General features: G+C 67.4%; 11 protein-coding genes. 8 read left to right on the forward strand and 3 right to left on the reverse strand.

The genetic code is table 11. The features are described 5' to 3' along the window. Positions 1 to 44 precede the first annotated feature (44 nt). The 8 genes from IXW21_RS12160 to IXW21_RS12195 all read left to right on the forward strand — a co-directional run bounded on the left by IXW21_RS12160 (position 45) and on the right by IXW21_RS12195 (position 9,684). Positions 45 to 503 carry a GNAT family N-acetyltransferase gene (locus tag IXW21_RS12160; protein WP_194764527.1) on the forward strand — a complete coding sequence of 153 codons (459 nt, stop codon included), beginning with the start codon at positions 45 to 47 and terminating at the stop codon, positions 501 to 503. 213 nt (positions 504 to 716) lie between these two features. Further along, positions 717 to 1,730 (forward strand): LacI family DNA-binding transcriptional regulator, encoded by a 1,014-nt coding sequence (locus IXW21_RS12165; RefSeq protein ID WP_194764528.1) that lies wholly within the window; start codon positions 717 to 719, stop codon positions 1,728 to 1,730. Between the two features lie 127 nt (positions 1,731 to 1,857). Then, complete coding sequence (locus IXW21_RS12170) at positions 1,858 to 3,165, forward strand: ABC transporter substrate-binding protein (RefSeq protein ID WP_194764529.1); 1,308 nt, start codon at positions 1,858 to 1,860, stop codon at positions 3,163 to 3,165. A gap of 58 nt (positions 3,166 to 3,223) precedes the next feature. Further along, positions 3,224 to 4,189, forward strand: a complete 966-nt coding sequence (locus tag IXW21_RS12175; protein ID WP_194764530.1) for a carbohydrate ABC transporter permease — start codon at positions 3,224 to 3,226, stop codon at positions 4,187 to 4,189. Continuing rightward, positions 4,189 to 5,076 (forward strand): carbohydrate ABC transporter permease, encoded by an 888-nt coding sequence (locus tag IXW21_RS12180; protein ID WP_228528490.1) that lies wholly within the window; start codon positions 4,189 to 4,191, stop codon positions 5,074 to 5,076. Before IXW21_RS12175 ends, IXW21_RS12180 begins: the two co-directional genes overlap by 1 nt. After that, positions 5,076 to 7,325 (forward strand): alpha-xylosidase, encoded by a 2,250-nt coding sequence (gene yicI, locus IXW21_RS12185; RefSeq protein ID WP_194764531.1) that lies wholly within the window; start codon positions 5,076 to 5,078, stop codon positions 7,323 to 7,325. Before IXW21_RS12180 ends, yicI begins: the two co-directional genes overlap by 1 nt. Further along, positions 7,322 to 8,758 carry a GH1 family beta-glucosidase gene (locus tag IXW21_RS12190; protein ID WP_194764532.1) on the forward strand — a complete coding sequence of 479 codons (1,437 nt, stop codon included), beginning with the start codon at positions 7,322 to 7,324 and terminating at the stop codon, positions 8,756 to 8,758. Before yicI ends, IXW21_RS12190 begins: the two co-directional genes overlap by 4 nt. 83 nt (positions 8,759 to 8,841) lie before the next feature. Further along, a complete protein-coding gene (locus IXW21_RS12195) occupies positions 8,842 to 9,684 on the forward strand; it encodes a MerR family transcriptional regulator (RefSeq protein ID WP_194764533.1) in 843 nt (280 codons plus the stop codon). Between the two features lie 16 nt (positions 9,685 to 9,700). Here IXW21_RS12195 and IXW21_RS12200 read toward each other — a convergent pair whose 3' ends face one another. The 3 genes from IXW21_RS12200 to IXW21_RS12210 all read right to left on the reverse strand — a co-directional run bounded on the left by IXW21_RS12200 (position 9,701) and on the right by IXW21_RS12210 (position 14,360). Next, a complete protein-coding gene (locus IXW21_RS12200; protein WP_194764534.1) occupies positions 9,701 to 10,501 on the reverse strand; it encodes a hypothetical protein in 801 nt (266 codons plus the stop codon). A gap of 107 nt (positions 10,502 to 10,608) precedes the next feature. Then, entirely contained in the window at positions 10,609 to 12,423 is a 1,815-nt protein-coding gene (locus tag IXW21_RS12205; protein WP_194764535.1) for an ABC transporter ATP-binding protein, read from the reverse strand. Then, positions 12,420 to 14,360: an ABC transporter ATP-binding protein gene (locus tag IXW21_RS12210; RefSeq protein ID WP_194764536.1), complete on the reverse strand. Its 1,941-nt coding sequence runs from the start codon at positions 14,358 to 14,360 to the stop codon at positions 12,420 to 12,422. The genes IXW21_RS12205 and IXW21_RS12210 overlap by 4 nt, the downstream gene beginning before the upstream one ends. Between the last annotated feature and the right edge of the window lie 79 nt (positions 14,361 to 14,439).

The following is a 14,439-nucleotide window of genomic DNA, read 5'->3' on the forward strand; positions in this document are numbered from 1 at the left end:
GACGTTTCTCGTCGGGGAGCCAGTCGAGGGGCTAGCCTGTGACTATGTCCGAACTGCGCATGGTCGAACTCTCCGCTGCGACGATCGTCGCCGTGAACAACCTGTCGCTCAAGCCCGGACAGGAGCAGTTCCTCGCTCCGGTGTCCTACGGCATCGCGGCGACCGTCATCAACCCCCTGACCTCGTGGCAGCGCGTCGTCCTGGACGGCGACCAGGTCGTCGGGTTCGTCAGCGCGAACTTCGATCCCGAGGCACCGGAAGATCACTTCCGCTCCGTCCTGTGGCGGATCAACGTCGATGCCGACGACCAGGGCAAGGGAGTCGGCCGGTTCGCCGTCGAGCAGCTCATCGAAGAGGCACGCGCGCGTGGCGTCGACCACGTCAACGTCATCTACGAAGCGGGCGAGGACGGCCCCGAGGCCTTCTTCCTCCGTGTCGGATTCACCCCTGTCGGCGAGACCGAGTACTCCGAGGTCATCGCAGAGATCCGCGTCACGTCCTAGGCCGGCGGCGGGGTCTCGAATCCCCTCCCCCATCGAGGCCCCGTCGCCCTGTCCGGTCATTTCACGGGAACGCTCCCACAGCCCGGCGCCACCGTTTTGTTGCGATACACCACAAAAAGCTTGCGTCGCACGGGGAACCGTGTCTATCATCGCTTCTGACGCGTTAGCGAAACGCTTCGATGAATTCAGGACACGAGCGACGACGGAGTCAGCATGGCGACGATCCACGAGGTGGCGAAGGCCGCCGGTGTGTCGATCAGCACCGTGTCCTACGCACTGAGCGGCAAGCGTCCCGTCTCCGAGAAGACGCGACTCCGCATCGAAGGTGCGGTCCAGGACCTCGGCTACGAACCGGATGCGGGCGCCCGCATGCTCGCGGGCCGCCGCACCCACATCTTCGCCCTCACCGAACCTCTGCGCGCCGACACGCATGCCCCCACGCACATGGCATTCGTCCTCGCCACCGCGGTCGCCGCACGCCGCCGCGGCTACGACATCCTGCTCCTCACCGACGAGCAGACCTCCGACGGCATGAACCGCGTGGCCGCGAGCCGCCTGGTCGACGCCATCCTCGTCCTCGACGTGGCCCCCGACGACGAACGAGCCGCCATCGCCCGCAGCGTGCGCACCCCCACCGTGTTCATCGGCATCCCCGACGACCCCGCGGGCCTGACCTGCGTGGACCTCGACTTCGAGTCGGCCGGGAGCGTCGCCGTCGACCGGATCGCGGACGCCGGCCACACGAGTGTCACACTGCTCGGCCAGACAGAGATCTCGTACCGCAAGTCGAACTTCCCGCGACGCCTGCTGCACGGCGTGCGCGAGCGCGCCGCCGCGCGAGGACTCGCTCTCGAGTGGGCGACCACCGGGATCTCGACGACAGACCCTGCTGCGGTTCGCACGGCGGTCGAGTCGGCCCTGGAGCGCGGCGACCGCGCGTTCATCGTGCACGCGGTGGGCGACGTCCACGACGTGCTGCTGCGTACTCTCGACTCGCACGGATTGCGAGTGGGGCGCGACGTCTCGGTCGTCTCCGCCGCGGCATCGTTCGACACGTCCGCGCTCGCGGTCCCCGTCGACACGATTCCCCTGATCCCACAACGGTCCTGCGAACTGGCGGTGGAGCTCGCCGAGCAGCACCTCGACCACCCCGGCACCGCACCGCGCATCCATCTCATCCCACCCGAGTACCACTCCGCCGGATCGGTCATCCCCGCGAGGGAATGACCGCGGACGGAGGTCCGCACACGCATCCGCATCGTCGAAACGCTTCGATGATGTCGCGTGACAACTGAAGAACGAATGACCCACCGATGTGTCCGGCCTCACGGCCAATCAGAAAGGAGTGCCGACGATGGCACGCAACATCCGCAGGACGAAGACGCTGGCGGCTGTGGCCGCGCTGACGGCGACGGGAATCGCACTGAGCGGCTGCACAGCCGGATCCTCCGACGACGGCGGTGACGGGCAGACGCTCAAGCTCTGGCACTACGAGGGCGCCGACAGCGCGATGGGCAAGGCATGGGCCGAGGCGATCGCGATCTTCGAAGAGGAGACCGGCGCGAAGGTCGAGTTCGAGGAGAAGTCGTTCGAACAGATCCAGAAGACGGCGAGCCAGGTCCTCGACACCGACGCCGCGCCAGACCTCATGGAGTTCAACAAGGGCAACGCGACCGCGGGATTCCTCGCCTCGACCGGTCTGATCTCGGACATCTCGGATGCCGTCGAGGAGTACGGCTGGGACGACAAGCTCGCGCCCTCGCTGCAGACCACGGCCAAGTACTCGGAAGACGGCGTCATGGGCGGCGACACCTGGTTCGGCATTCCGAACTACGGCGAGTTCGTCGGCGTCTACTACAACAAGGACGCCTTCGCGGCTGCGGGCCTCGAGATCCCGACCACCTACGACGAGTTCGTCGACGTCCTCGACGCGTTCGTCGCCCAGGGAATCACCCCGCTCGCCGAGGCCGGTGCCGAATACCCGCTCGGGCAGCTCTGGTATCAGCTCGCGCTGAACGCGGGCGACCGCGGGTTCGTCGACTCGTACCAGCTGTACGACGGCGAGGTCGACTGGCAGGGCCCGGAGGTCACCGCAGCGTCCGAGACTCTGAAGGAATACGTCGACAAGGGCTACATCGCATCTGACGTCTCCTCGGTGAAGGCAGAGGACGCCGGTGTCTCGTTCATCAACGGCACCTCGCCGATCTTCGTGTCCGGTTCCTGGTGGTTCGGCCGATTCGTGGCCGAGGCCACGGACTTCGACTGGACGCTGGACGCCTTCCCGGGCGCCGACCTGTCGCTCGGCTCGTCGGGCAACCTGTGGGTCGTGCCCGAGAACGCCGCGAACAAGGAACTCGCCTACGAGTTCATCGACATCACGATGCGCCCCGAGATCCAGGCGATCATCGGCAACAACGGCGGCCTGCCGGTCGCTGCCGAGACGGCCGACATCACCGACGAGAAGAGTGCGGCTCTGATCGAGACGTTCAACGGCGTTCTCGAGGCAGACGGCCTCTCGTTCTACCCGGACTGGCCTGCGCCCGGCTTCTACGACGTGATCGTGCAGGAGCTGCAGGGTCTCATCACCGGCACGCAGGACGCCGAGACCACGAACGAGAACCTCGGAGAGCAGTACGACGAGGGCACCGCGGAATTCCGTTGATCCACTCGCGGGGGCGGCGACCGAACGGCGTCGCCCCCGCATCCCCCTGGAGATGAACATGTCACTCGCCACCCGCCGTGAGGGCCGCACGAAGCTGCCGCCCGAAGAGCCGTCGATCCCGCAGCGCAGCGGAGGAACCGGTGCCTACTGGATGTACCTGCTTCCGGGCTTCGTGCTCCTGCTCGTCGTCGTCATCGTCCCGCTCGTCTGGAACGTGTACCTCACGTTCCAGAAGTGGAAGGGCGTGCGCACTCCGGAGTTCATCGGACTCGAGAACTGGCAGAAGATCCTCACCGACGGCGACTTCTGGACGTCGTTCACCAACTCCGTGTGGATGATCATCGCCATGGTCGTGGTCCCCACGATCGTCGGCCTCATGGTCGCCGCTCTGCTCTTCGACGTCGTCGGACGCAAGTTCGGCGGCAAGGTGGGCAGCTTCCTGCGAGCGACCTACTACCTTCCCCAGATCCTCCCGATCGCCGTCGCCGGCATCGTGATCGGCTGGATCGTGCGGCCGGGCGGTGACGGCGCACTGAACCAGATCCTCGGCGCGTTCGGCATCCCGGCCTACGACTGGCTCGGGCAGATGCCCTCGGCACTGATCGTCCTGATGGTCGTGATGGTCTGGGTGCAGCTCGGCTATCCGGTCGTCGTCTTCATGGCGGCTCTGCAGCGGGTCGACCCCGAGTTGTACGAGGCGGCCGAGCTCGACGGAGCCAACTGGTTCCAGCGCTTCTCGGCGATCACCATGAGCATCATCCGCCCGGAGATCTTCGTCGTCACGCTGACCTGCACGATCGCTGCGCTGAAGGTCTTCGGCCCGGTCTACATCATCACGCGCGGCGGCCCCGCCGGCTCCACCCTGGTTCCCGCGTACTACGCCTATCAGGAGTTCTTCACGAAGCGGAACGTCGGCTACGGCGCGACGATCGCGACCGTCCTGACGATCGTCGTGGTCATCGTCTCGATCATCTTCATCCGCGTCCAGAACTCGCTCGAACGCAAGGAAAGGGCGGGTCTGTGATGCACGCCACCACCGCCATCGTCACCGGTAAGCCGTCGAAGTCCCGCCCACGCGGCGGTATGACGAAGAAGCGGCCCGTCGACTGGCTGATGCTCGCGCTCGTCGTCATCGGCGCGCTGCTAGTGATCGCCCCGTTCTACCTGGTGCTCGTGAACTCGTTCAAGTCGCCGGTCGACTACGCGACCTCGGGTCCGCTCGCCTTCCCCGAGCAGCTCGACTTCGGCGGCATCATCAAGTTCTGGGAACGCGTGAACTTCCCCGAGAAGGTCTGGAACTCGATCTTCATCGCCGGGATCGTCTCGGTTCTCGCGGTGGGCATCTCGATGCTCAATGCCTTCGCGATCGGCATCGGACGTGTGCGCGGCCGCAGCTGGATCGTGCTGCTGTTCCTGCTGGCGAACCTGCTCCCGCAGGAGGCGCTGCTCTACCCGCTCTACTACATGTTCAAATCCGTCGGCCTCTATGACAACGTGTGGTCGGTCATCATCGTCTTCACCGTGATCCAGGCCGCCTTCGGGACCTACCTGCTGTCGTCGGTCTACGGCACGTTCCCGAAGGAGGTGCTCGAGGCGGCGTCGCTCGACGGAGCGAGCCGCTGGCAGATCCTCTGGCGAGTGGTGTTCCCGATCAGTCGGCCGACCCTGTCGGTGCTGCTCATCTTCTTCTTCATCTGGACATGGAACGAGTTCCTCATCCCGCTGACGTTCCTCGCCTCGAACGCCAACCAGACGGTCCCCGTCGCGATCAGCGTGCTGCAGGGCGATCGTCTGATGGACGTCACCACCACGAGCGCCTCCGCGCTCCTGGGCATCATCCCCACGCTCATCTTCTTCCTCATCTTCCAGCGCACACTCACGCGCGGCATCACGGCAGGAGCAGTCAAGTAATGAAGTTCACCGACGGATTCTGGCAACTGCGTCCGGGCGTCACCGCCCTGTACGCGCAGGAGGCCCACGACATCGCCGCGACCAGCGACACCCCCGACGGACAGGGCATCGTCATCACGGCGCCGACCAAGACGATCACATCCCGCGGCGACACCCTCAATCGCCCGGTGCTGACGACCACGCTGACGTCGCCGGCCGAGGGCGTCATCCGGGTGCGTATCGCGCACCACGAGGGCGCGCGCTGGCACGGAGGGTTCGGCCTGCCCGGCGGCGCGACCGGCACGGCCTCGGCATCGGTCTCCGACGACGGTGGCGTGCTCGACGCGGGTGCACTCGTCGCCCGGATCGCCCCCGGCTCGCCCTGGGACCTCTCGTTCGAGGTCGACGGGCGCCGCGTGACCGGCAGCGGCCACAAGGCGCAGGGCTACGTGCAGCTGGCCCCGGGCGCGCAGGTGGACTCCGGCATCGTCGACAACGCCCGCCAGGGCGGCTCGCACGCCGGCGGCACGGCGCCGACCGCATCGACGTTCGTGCACGAGCAGCTCGAGCTCGGCGTCGGCGAGCTGGTCTACGGTCTCGGCGAGCGCTTCGGTCCGCTCGTGAAGAACGGCCAGTCGGTCGACATCTGGAATGCCGACGGCGGCACCTCGAGCGAGCAGGCGTACAAGAGCATCCCGTTCCATCTGTCGAACCGCGGGTACGGCGTGCTCGTGAACGACCCCGGCCACGTCTCGTACGAGATCGGCTCAGAGACCGTCGAGCGCGTGCAGTTCTCGGTGTCGGGAGAAGTCCTCGAGTACTTCGTGATCGCGGGGCCGACGCCCAAGGACGTGCTCTCGCGCTACACCGCTCTCACCGGGCGCCCGCCCGTGGTGCCCGCGTGGTCGTACGGGCTGTGGCTGTCGACGAGCTTCACGACCGACTACGACGAGCAGACCGTCAGCGCGTTCATCGACGAGATGGCCGCGCGCGAGTTGCCGGTATCGGTCTTCCACTTCGACTGCTTCTGGATGCGCGAGTTCAACTGGTGCGACTTCGAGTGGGATCCGCGGGTGTTCCCGGACCCCGAGGGGATGCTGACGCGACTGCACGAGAAGGACCTGCGCGTCTGCGTGTGGATCAATCCGTACATCGCGCAGCGCTCCCCGCTGTTCCGTGAGGCGGCCGACCGGGGCTTCCTCGTGCGACGGGCCGACGGCTCGGTCTGGCAGTGGGACCTGTGGCAGGCGGGCATGGGCCTCGTCGACTTCACGAACCCGGATGCCACGGCCTGGTATCAGGGGCATCTGCGCCGGCTGATCGCCCAGGGCGTCGACTGCTTCAAGACCGACTTCGGCGAGCGCATCCCGACCGAGGTGGTGTGGGCCGACCGTTCGGATCCCGAACGGATGCACAACCTGTACACCGACCTCTACAACCGTGCCGTGCACGACGTGCTCACCGAGGCTCGCGGAGCCGACGACGCGGTGCTGTTCGCCCGCTCGGCCACGGCTGGGGGCCAGAGCATGCCCGTGCACTGGGGCGGCGATTCCACCTCGACCTACACCTCGATGGCCGAGACGCTGCGCGGCGGTCTCTCGCTCGCGCTCACCGGATTCGCGTTCTGGAGCCATGACATCGGCGGCTTCGAAGGCACGCCGGATGCCGGGGTCTTCAAGCGGTGGACGGCGTTCGGCCTGCTCGGCTCGCACTCGCGCTTCCACGGTTCGAGCTCGTACCGGGTGCCGTGGATGTTCGACGAGGAAGCAGTCGAGGTGACGCGCCGCTTCACGCACCTCAAGATGCGCCTGATGCCGTATCTGTATCAGCAGGGTGTCGAGGCGTCGCAGACGGGCCTTCCCCTGATGCGGCCGATGCAGCTGGAATTCCCGGACGATCCCGCTGTCGGTTACCTCGACCGCCAGTACATGCTTGGGGCGAATCTGCTGGTCGCGCCGGTGTTCTCGCCTGACGGATCGGTCGAGTTCTATCTGCCCGAGGGCGAATGGACCTCGCTCCTCACGGGTGAGACGGTCGTCGGCGGCGGGTGGCGCCGGGAGGTGCACGGCTTCGACTCCCTGCCCCTCTACGTGCGTCCCGGCACCCTGCTCCCCTGGGGTGCGCGCACCGACAAGCCCGACTACGACTACCACGACGGTCTGACCCTGCGCGTCTTCCCCGGCGGTACGGGCACCGCGACCGTGACCGTGACCGCCCCGGACGGCGAAGCGAAGTCGTACTCAGCCGATCTGTCGGAGGTGACCGGATGACGGGCCTCTCCCCCGCCGACGACTACCGCGGCTCAGGGCTCCTGCTTCCCGAGGGGTTCACCTTCGGGTCGGCGACCGCGTCGTATCAGATCGAGGGCGCCGCCTCGGAGGACGGACGGACCCCGTCGATCTGGGACACGTTCAGCAGGACGCCGGGCAAGGTCTGGAACGGCGACACCGGAGACGTCGCATGCGACCACTACCACCGGGTCGAGGAGGATCTCGACCTGATGAGCGACCTCGGACTGCAGGCCTATCGGTTCTCGATCGCCTGGCCGCGGATCGTGCCGGCGGCTGACGGGACGGTGAACCGGACCGGTGTCGACTTCTACTCCCGGCTGGTCGACGGCCTGCTCGAGCGCGGCATCCGCCCGGTGGCGACGCTGTACCACTGGGATCTGCCGCAGTCCCTCGAGGATGCGGGCGGATGGACATCCCGCACCACCACCGATGCCTTCGAGCGGTACGCCGAGGTGATGGGTGCGGCGCTCGGCGACCGCGTGCACACCTGGACGACTCTGAACGAACCGTGGTGCTCGGCCTATCTGGGTTACGGGCAGGGCGGTCACGCTCCCGGTCGCCACGAGCCGGCATCCGCCCTCGCCGCCGTGCACCACCTGAACCTCGCCCACGGGCGAGCGGTGCAGGCGCTGCGCGCGACCTCCACCGGCGACCCCGACTACTCCGTGACGCTGAACTTCCACGTGTTGCGAGGTCAGGGCGACGGAGCAGCCGAAGCGATGAGGCGCATCGACGCTCTGGCGAACAGGGCCTTCACGCATCCGATGCTGCGCGGCGAGTACCCGGCGGATCTTCTGGAGGACACCTCGTCGGTCACCGACTGGTCGTTCGTGCAGGAGGGCGACCTCGCCACGGTGAACCAGCCGATCGACGTGCTCGGTGTCAACTACTACTCCACCGCGACCGTGCGGCTGTGGGACGGCGTCTCGGAGAAGCAGCAGAACGACGGCCACAAGGGGGCCGCCGGCGGCACAGCGTGGCCGGGCAGCGACCAGCTGGTCGAGTTCGTCGAGCAGCCGGGTCCCTACACGGCGATGGGGTGGAACATCGCCCCGGAGGGCCTCGAGGAGCTCCTCGTCTCGCTGTCGGAGCAGTTCCCCGCGCAGCCGCTGATGGTGACCGAGAACGGCGCCGCGTTCGATGACGTGGTCGCCGAGGACGGCACCGTGCGCGATCCCGAGCGCACCGACTACCTGCGCCGGCACTTCACCGCCGCGCACCGCGCCATCGAGCGCGGCGTCGATCTGCGGGGCTACTTCGTGTGGTCCCTGCTCGACAACTTCGAGTGGGGATACGGCTACGCCAAGAGATTCGGCATCGTGCGGGTCGACTTCGACACGCTCGAGCGCACCGTGAAGGACTCGGGGCACTGGTACCGCGACCTCGTCCGTACCAGGACGATCGGGGCCTGATCCGAGAACTCCGAGTGCCTGGCACGGTGTCGATTCCGACACCGTGTTGACTCTGACACCGTGTCAGGCGCGACCATGGAGTCATGGCCGAGACCACGACCCTCATGACGATCGGCCGATTCAGCTCGCTGAGTCGGCTGTCGGTGCGCATGCTGCGGCACTACGACTCGCACGGAGTCCTGGTGCCCGCGGACATCGACCCGGCGAGCGGATACCGGCGCTACGCCGCACATCAGCTGATCGACGCAGCCGACATCCGCAATCTCCGCGATGTCGGGTTCGGCGTCTCCGCCATCGGCATCCTCCTCGCCGCCCGAGGCACCCCGGCCTGGACACACGCGCTGCGGCTGCAGCACGAGACCCTCGTCGAGGAGCAGCGCGCAGCCCAGGGACGGGTATCGCTCATCACCCGACTACTCGATCACGGAGAGAACACCATGTCGATCACACTGAACCGCACCCAGGTGCCTGCCATGACCGTCGTGACGCTGCGCGGCGTCGTGCCGACCTACTCGCATGAGGGGCGACTGTGGGAGAAGATGATCCCGCTGCTCGCCTCCGCCTCGATCCCGCTGATCGGTCCCTGCGGGGTGATCGAGCACGACGATGAGTACACCGAGAACGACGTCGATCTCTCGATCTTCGTACCGGTCGCCGCCGGCACCCGGGTCGATGCCCCGCTGCAGGTCATCGAACTGCCCGCACGTGACTGCCTCGTGGCCGAGGTGCGGGGGTCGTACGACCAGATCAGCGCGGCGCACGACCTGATCAACGCGCGAATCGCGTCCGAAGGCCTCAGCGTGCGCAGCGACGACTCGATCGCCACCAAGGCCTTCACCCTGTACCTGAACACGCCAGACGAGGTCGGCGAAGAGGACCTCCTGACGCAGGTGCACGAACCGCTGTCTCCGGTGCAGGGCAGCTAGCGCCGGTGCAGGGCTGCTAGCGCCGATCCGGTCGCTTGCGCTCGTTCCACGCGGCGAACGCGGATGCCGCGGCGCCCGCCGCACGGTCGATCGCCTCGGTCGACCGTGCGATGAGGTCATGCGCGGCACCCTGCCAGTTCGCGCCCGACGGCGCCTCACCGGCCTGCACGCGAGCCGCGTACTCCGCTGCTTCGAAAGCGCGCTCGAGATCGCTCACCGCGTCACGGTACTCGGCATACGTTGCGGCACTCGGCGTGTGCGTCGCGGCACGGCGTGTGTCCACGGCATGGCCGGCCGCGCGGGCGTAGGCGGCCGTCGCGGGCTGCTTCACATCGGTCATGGCCGGGTACGCGATCTGCAGCGCGGGATCCGTCTCGTAGCGCATCCACTGCGCCGTGATCGCATCGTGCTGAGCCTGCAGCCGGTCGAGCGGGCGGGGGGCGGATGCTGCGGGGATCGCCGCGCGCGCGGCGTTCAGGCGCACCTGCTTCGCACGGACGTCTGCGGAGGCTGCCTTCGCGTCGTTCTCCTTGGCGCGCAGCATCCGCTTCGCGCCCGCGACCTGCTCGGGCGTCGCCCGACGCGCACTGCGCTCGGCGGAGAGGCGAGCGACATCCGCTCTGGCGAGCTTGACAGCCGTCCGTCGTTCGACCGCTGCGGCCCGGGCGACCTTGAGATCGTGACGAGCCGCATCGTACTCGAGTCGGCGACCGCTCTTCGTGCTGCGTCGGCGCAGACCGACCACCCCAGCGGCCACCCCGCCGGCTGCGATGGGCGCGACCCACCACAACTCCACGGCGAGCAGCAACGGATCCATACGTCGATGCTACCCAGGCAGAGCCGTCGGCGCGTCGCCCGCCGGCGGACGACGGGGGCCACGACCGCTGATCGGTCGTGGCCGCGGCCCTGCGCATTCCCGCTCGATCAGACGAGTGTCTCCTGCCAGGCGGCGTGCAATTGGGCGAACTTGCCGGTGCCGCTGATCAGCGTCTCGGGGATGTCGTCCTCGATGATCCTGCCGTGCTCCATGACCAGGACGCGGTCGGCGATCGCGACCGTCGACAGGCGATGCGCGATGATGATCGCCGTGCGGTCCTTGAGCAGGGTCTGCAGAGCATCCTGGATCAGACGCTCCGACGGGATGTCGAGCGACGCCGTCGCCTCGTCGAGGATCAGCACGGCGGGGTCGGCGAGGAACGCGCGGGCGAACGAGATCAGCTGACGCTGACCCGCCGACACGCGGCCACCGCGCTTGTTCACATCGGTGCCGTAGCCGTCGGGCAGCGACGAGATGAACTCGTCGGCGCCGACCGCACGCGCCGCCGCCCTGATCTCGTCGAGCGACGCATCCGGCTTGCCGAGGGCGATGTTGTCGGCGACGGTGCCGCTGAACAGGTACGCCTCCTGCGTCACCATGACGATCGCGCGCCGGAGATCCTTCGGGTGCAGCTTCCGCAGATCCACGCCGTCGAGAGTCACCGTGCCGACCGAAGGATCGTAGAACCTCGAGATGAGCTTCGCCAGAGTCGACTTTCCCGCACCGGTCGTTCCGACCAGCGCGATCGTCTGGCCTGCGGGGATGTCGAGCGAGAAGTTCGGGAGGATCGTCTTCTCTCCGTTGTACCCGAAGGTGACCCCGTCGAACTCGATGTGCCCGCGCGACTCCCACAGGTCCACCGGCTTCTCGGGGTCGGGCACCGTCGGCACCTCTTCGAGGACGCCCGACACCTTCTCGAGCGCCGCCGTGGCGGATTGGTAGGAGTTCAGGAACATCGCGATCTCCTGCATGGGCGCGAAGAAGTTGCGGACGTACAGCACCGCCGACAGCAGCACGCCGACGGTGAGCGCCCCCTCGGACACCCGGATACCGCCCCAGAGCACGACGATGCCGAGCACGAGGGCGGCGACGCCCATGAGGCCGGGCTCGAACGTGCCGAACAGCAGCATCGAGCGACGGTTCACGTCGCGGTACTCCCCCGCGATCTTCTGGAAGGCGGCATCGTTTCGCGGTTCCTTGCGGAACGCCTTCACCGCGCGGATGCCCGTCATGGTCTCGACGAACTGCACGATCACCTTCGCGCTGATCACGCGGGACTCCCGGTAGACGAGCTGCGAGCGCGAGTAGAACCAGCGCATCAGGAAGAACAGCGGGACGCCGCCGATCGCCAGGATGAGTCCCGACTGCCAGTCCCATACGCACAGGGCGATGAAGGTGAAGAGACCGAAGAGCACACCCGAGACGAGCTCGTTCAGCCCGCCGTCGAGAAGCTCCTTGATCGAGTCGAGGTCGCTCGTCTGTCGTGAGATGATGCGCCCCGACGTGTACGACTCGTGGAACTCGAGACTCAGGCGCTGGGTGTGCAGGAAGATCCGCTTGCGCAGATCCAGCAGCACGGCCTGGGTGAGCTTCGCCGCGATGATGACGTACCAGGCGATCATGACGGCCGCCACGGCGCCCGCGAGCAGATAGATGCCGCCGATCATGAACGTCGGCATCCAATCGGCGCGCTCGAGCACCGCCGGCAGGGCCCGGTCGAGACCGATGCTGATCAGGATCGGGCCGGCGACCTGCAGCGCGGTCGAGATCACCAGCACCACCCCGGCGAGGATGATCTGGCGCTTCAGGGGGCGCACGAGCGACCCCAGCAGGCGCAGCGAGCGACGACGGATCGCCCGGCTCTCCTCCTTGGTGTAGCGGGAGCGGTCTTCGTCCTGGGTTCCGGTGATGGCGGAGCTCATCGCTGCACCTCCCTCTCGATGCTGATCGCTTCGTCGGCGGCGGCCTCGCGGATTCCCTCACGGACCACGGCGTCGATCTCGTCACTCTCCTCGTCCTGATCGCGGATGATCGGGATCGCGCCGGTGCGCGCGGCCTCCTCCGCTTCGAGACTCGAGATGACGTGCCGGTAGTGGCGACTCGTCTTGAGCAGCTCGCTGTGCGTGCCGACAGCGGTGACTCGTCCCGCTTCGAGCAGAGCCACGCGATCGGCGAGGGCGACGGTCGACGGGCGGTGCGCGACGATCATGGCGGTCGTGTCTGCCAGCACGTGGCGCAGCGCCTCTTCGACGAGCGCCTCGGTGTCGACATCGAGAGCCGAGAGCGGGTCGTCGAGGACGAGCACCTTCGGCCGGGCGGCGACGGCACGCGCGAGAGCCAGACGCTGACGCTGACCGCCCGACAGGCTGAGCCCCTCCTCGCCGATGATCGTCTCGACGCCGTCGGGGAGCGAATCGACGAACGCCGCCTGGGCGACGTCGAGAGCCTCGCGCAGGACGCGCTCGGCCTCGTCGCTGTGCACGTCGAGGTCGGCTCGTCCGAGCAGCACGTTCTCGCGCACGGTCGCCGAGAACAGCGTCGCGTCCTCGAACGCCATGGCGATGTGCTGGCGCAGCTCGGCGATCGGCAGGTCACGAACGTCGACACCGTCGAGCGTAACGCGGCCCCCGGTGACGTCATACAGGCGCGTCGGCAGGGTGGTCAGCGTCGTCTTGCCGCTGCCGGTCAGGCCGACGAGCGCCATGGTCTCGCCCGGACGCAGCACCAGGTCGATGCCGTCAAGCAGGTCGCGCTCATGCGCTCCCGCGTCCTGGTAGCGGAAGTGCGCTCCCTCGAACGCGAGCTCACCGCGCGGCTCGGCGATGTGCACCGGGTTCTCGGGGTCGGTGATCGTGTTGGTCTCGGAGAAGATGTCGAACACGCGGTCGGTCGCGGTGCGCGCATCGAGCATGAACGAGAACAGGAACCCGATCGACTCGATCGGCCAGCGGAGCACCGTCGCCATCGCGAAGAACGCGAAGAGCTCGGGCAGCTCGATCGCGCCCTGCGAGATGAGCAAGATGCCCGACATCAGACTGAGGCCGAACGCGATCTGCGGCATCAGATCGAGCCAGAACCAGATCGACGCGATCGCGCCGGCCTTGCTCATCTCGGTCTCGCGCAGCGTCTCGGCCTGACGGCTGAACCGGCTGAGCGCGTGCTTGCCACGACCGAAGGCCTTGAGCACGCGGATGCCGTGCACGCTCTCCTCGACGCTGGTGGCGAGGTCACCCGCCTGGTCCTGGCTGCGCCGCGTGAGCGCGCCGTAACGCTTCTCGAACAGGTATCCACGGATCCACAGCGGGATCGCCGTGACGATGAAGATCGTGCCGAGCAGCCAGTGCCAGCGGAACAGCAGCACTGCGCCGATGACGATCGTCAGGATGTTGACGACGAGCAGCACGAGGCCGAAGGCGAGCCACCGGCGGATGAGGCCGATGTCCTGCATCATGCGGCTCAGGAGCTGACCCGACTGCCACCGGTCGTGGAACGACACCGGCAGCGTCTGCAGGCGCGAGTACAGCTCGGTGCGCATCGTGTACTCGACCTGAGTGGCGGGGTTGAGCACGAACTGTCGACGCAGCCAGACCATCAGCGCCTCGCCGAGGGCCAGGCCGAAGACGGCGAGCGCGCCCCAGACGATGGCGTCGACGGCACCGGCCTGTACCGGGCCGCGGATGATCTGCTCGAGCACGATCGGGATCATCAGCGCGATGATCGCGGCCGCGAGCGCACTGGCCGCGCCGCCCGCGAGCCGCCAGATGACCGGCCTCACGAAGGGCTTGAGACGCCACAGTGCGGCGGGAGTGGAAAGGGAGGACGACGGGGAGGCGTTCTGCGATGAAGGCGAGGAAGACATGTCTCTCAGACGAGTTTCGTATGGAATGCGGTTACTGAAGACGACGGATGCGGGAACGGACTCTCGGAGTCCGGCATCC

Origin of the sequence: Microbacterium sp. UFMG61, assembly GCF_015354505.1 — a bacterium.
Lineage (GTDB): Bacteria > Actinomycetota > Actinomycetes > Actinomycetales > Microbacteriaceae > Microbacterium.

Coding starts and splice junctions, on each gene's coding strand:
- IXW21_RS12160 (WP_194764527.1), top strand. CDS start 45: ATGTCCGAACTGCGCATGGTCGAACTCTCCGCTGCGACGATCGTCGCC.
- IXW21_RS12195 (WP_194764533.1), top strand. CDS start 8,842: ATGGCCGAGACCACGACCCTCATGACGATCGGCCGATTCAGCTCGCTG.
- IXW21_RS12205 (WP_194764535.1), bottom strand. CDS start 12,423: ATGAGCTCCGCCATCACCGGAACCCAGGACGAAGACCGCTCCCGCTAC.
- IXW21_RS12180 (WP_228528490.1), top strand. CDS start 4,189: ATGCACGCCACCACCGCCATCGTCACCGGTAAGCCGTCGAAGTCCCGC.
- IXW21_RS12170 (WP_194764529.1), top strand. CDS start 1,858: ATGGCACGCAACATCCGCAGGACGAAGACGCTGGCGGCTGTGGCCGCG.
- IXW21_RS12165 (WP_194764528.1), top strand. CDS start 717: ATGGCGACGATCCACGAGGTGGCGAAGGCCGCCGGTGTGTCGATCAGC.
- yicI (WP_194764531.1), top strand. CDS start 5,076: ATGAAGTTCACCGACGGATTCTGGCAACTGCGTCCGGGCGTCACCGCC.
- IXW21_RS12175 (WP_194764530.1), top strand. CDS start 3,224: ATGTCACTCGCCACCCGCCGTGAGGGCCGCACGAAGCTGCCGCCCGAA.
- IXW21_RS12190 (WP_194764532.1), top strand. CDS start 7,322: ATGACGGGCCTCTCCCCCGCCGACGACTACCGCGGCTCAGGGCTCCTG.
- IXW21_RS12200 (WP_194764534.1), bottom strand. CDS start 10,501: ATGGATCCGTTGCTGCTCGCCGTGGAGTTGTGGTGGGTCGCGCCCATC.
- IXW21_RS12210 (WP_194764536.1), bottom strand. CDS start 14,360: ATGTCTTCCTCGCCTTCATCGCAGAACGCCTCCCCGTCGTCCTCCCTT.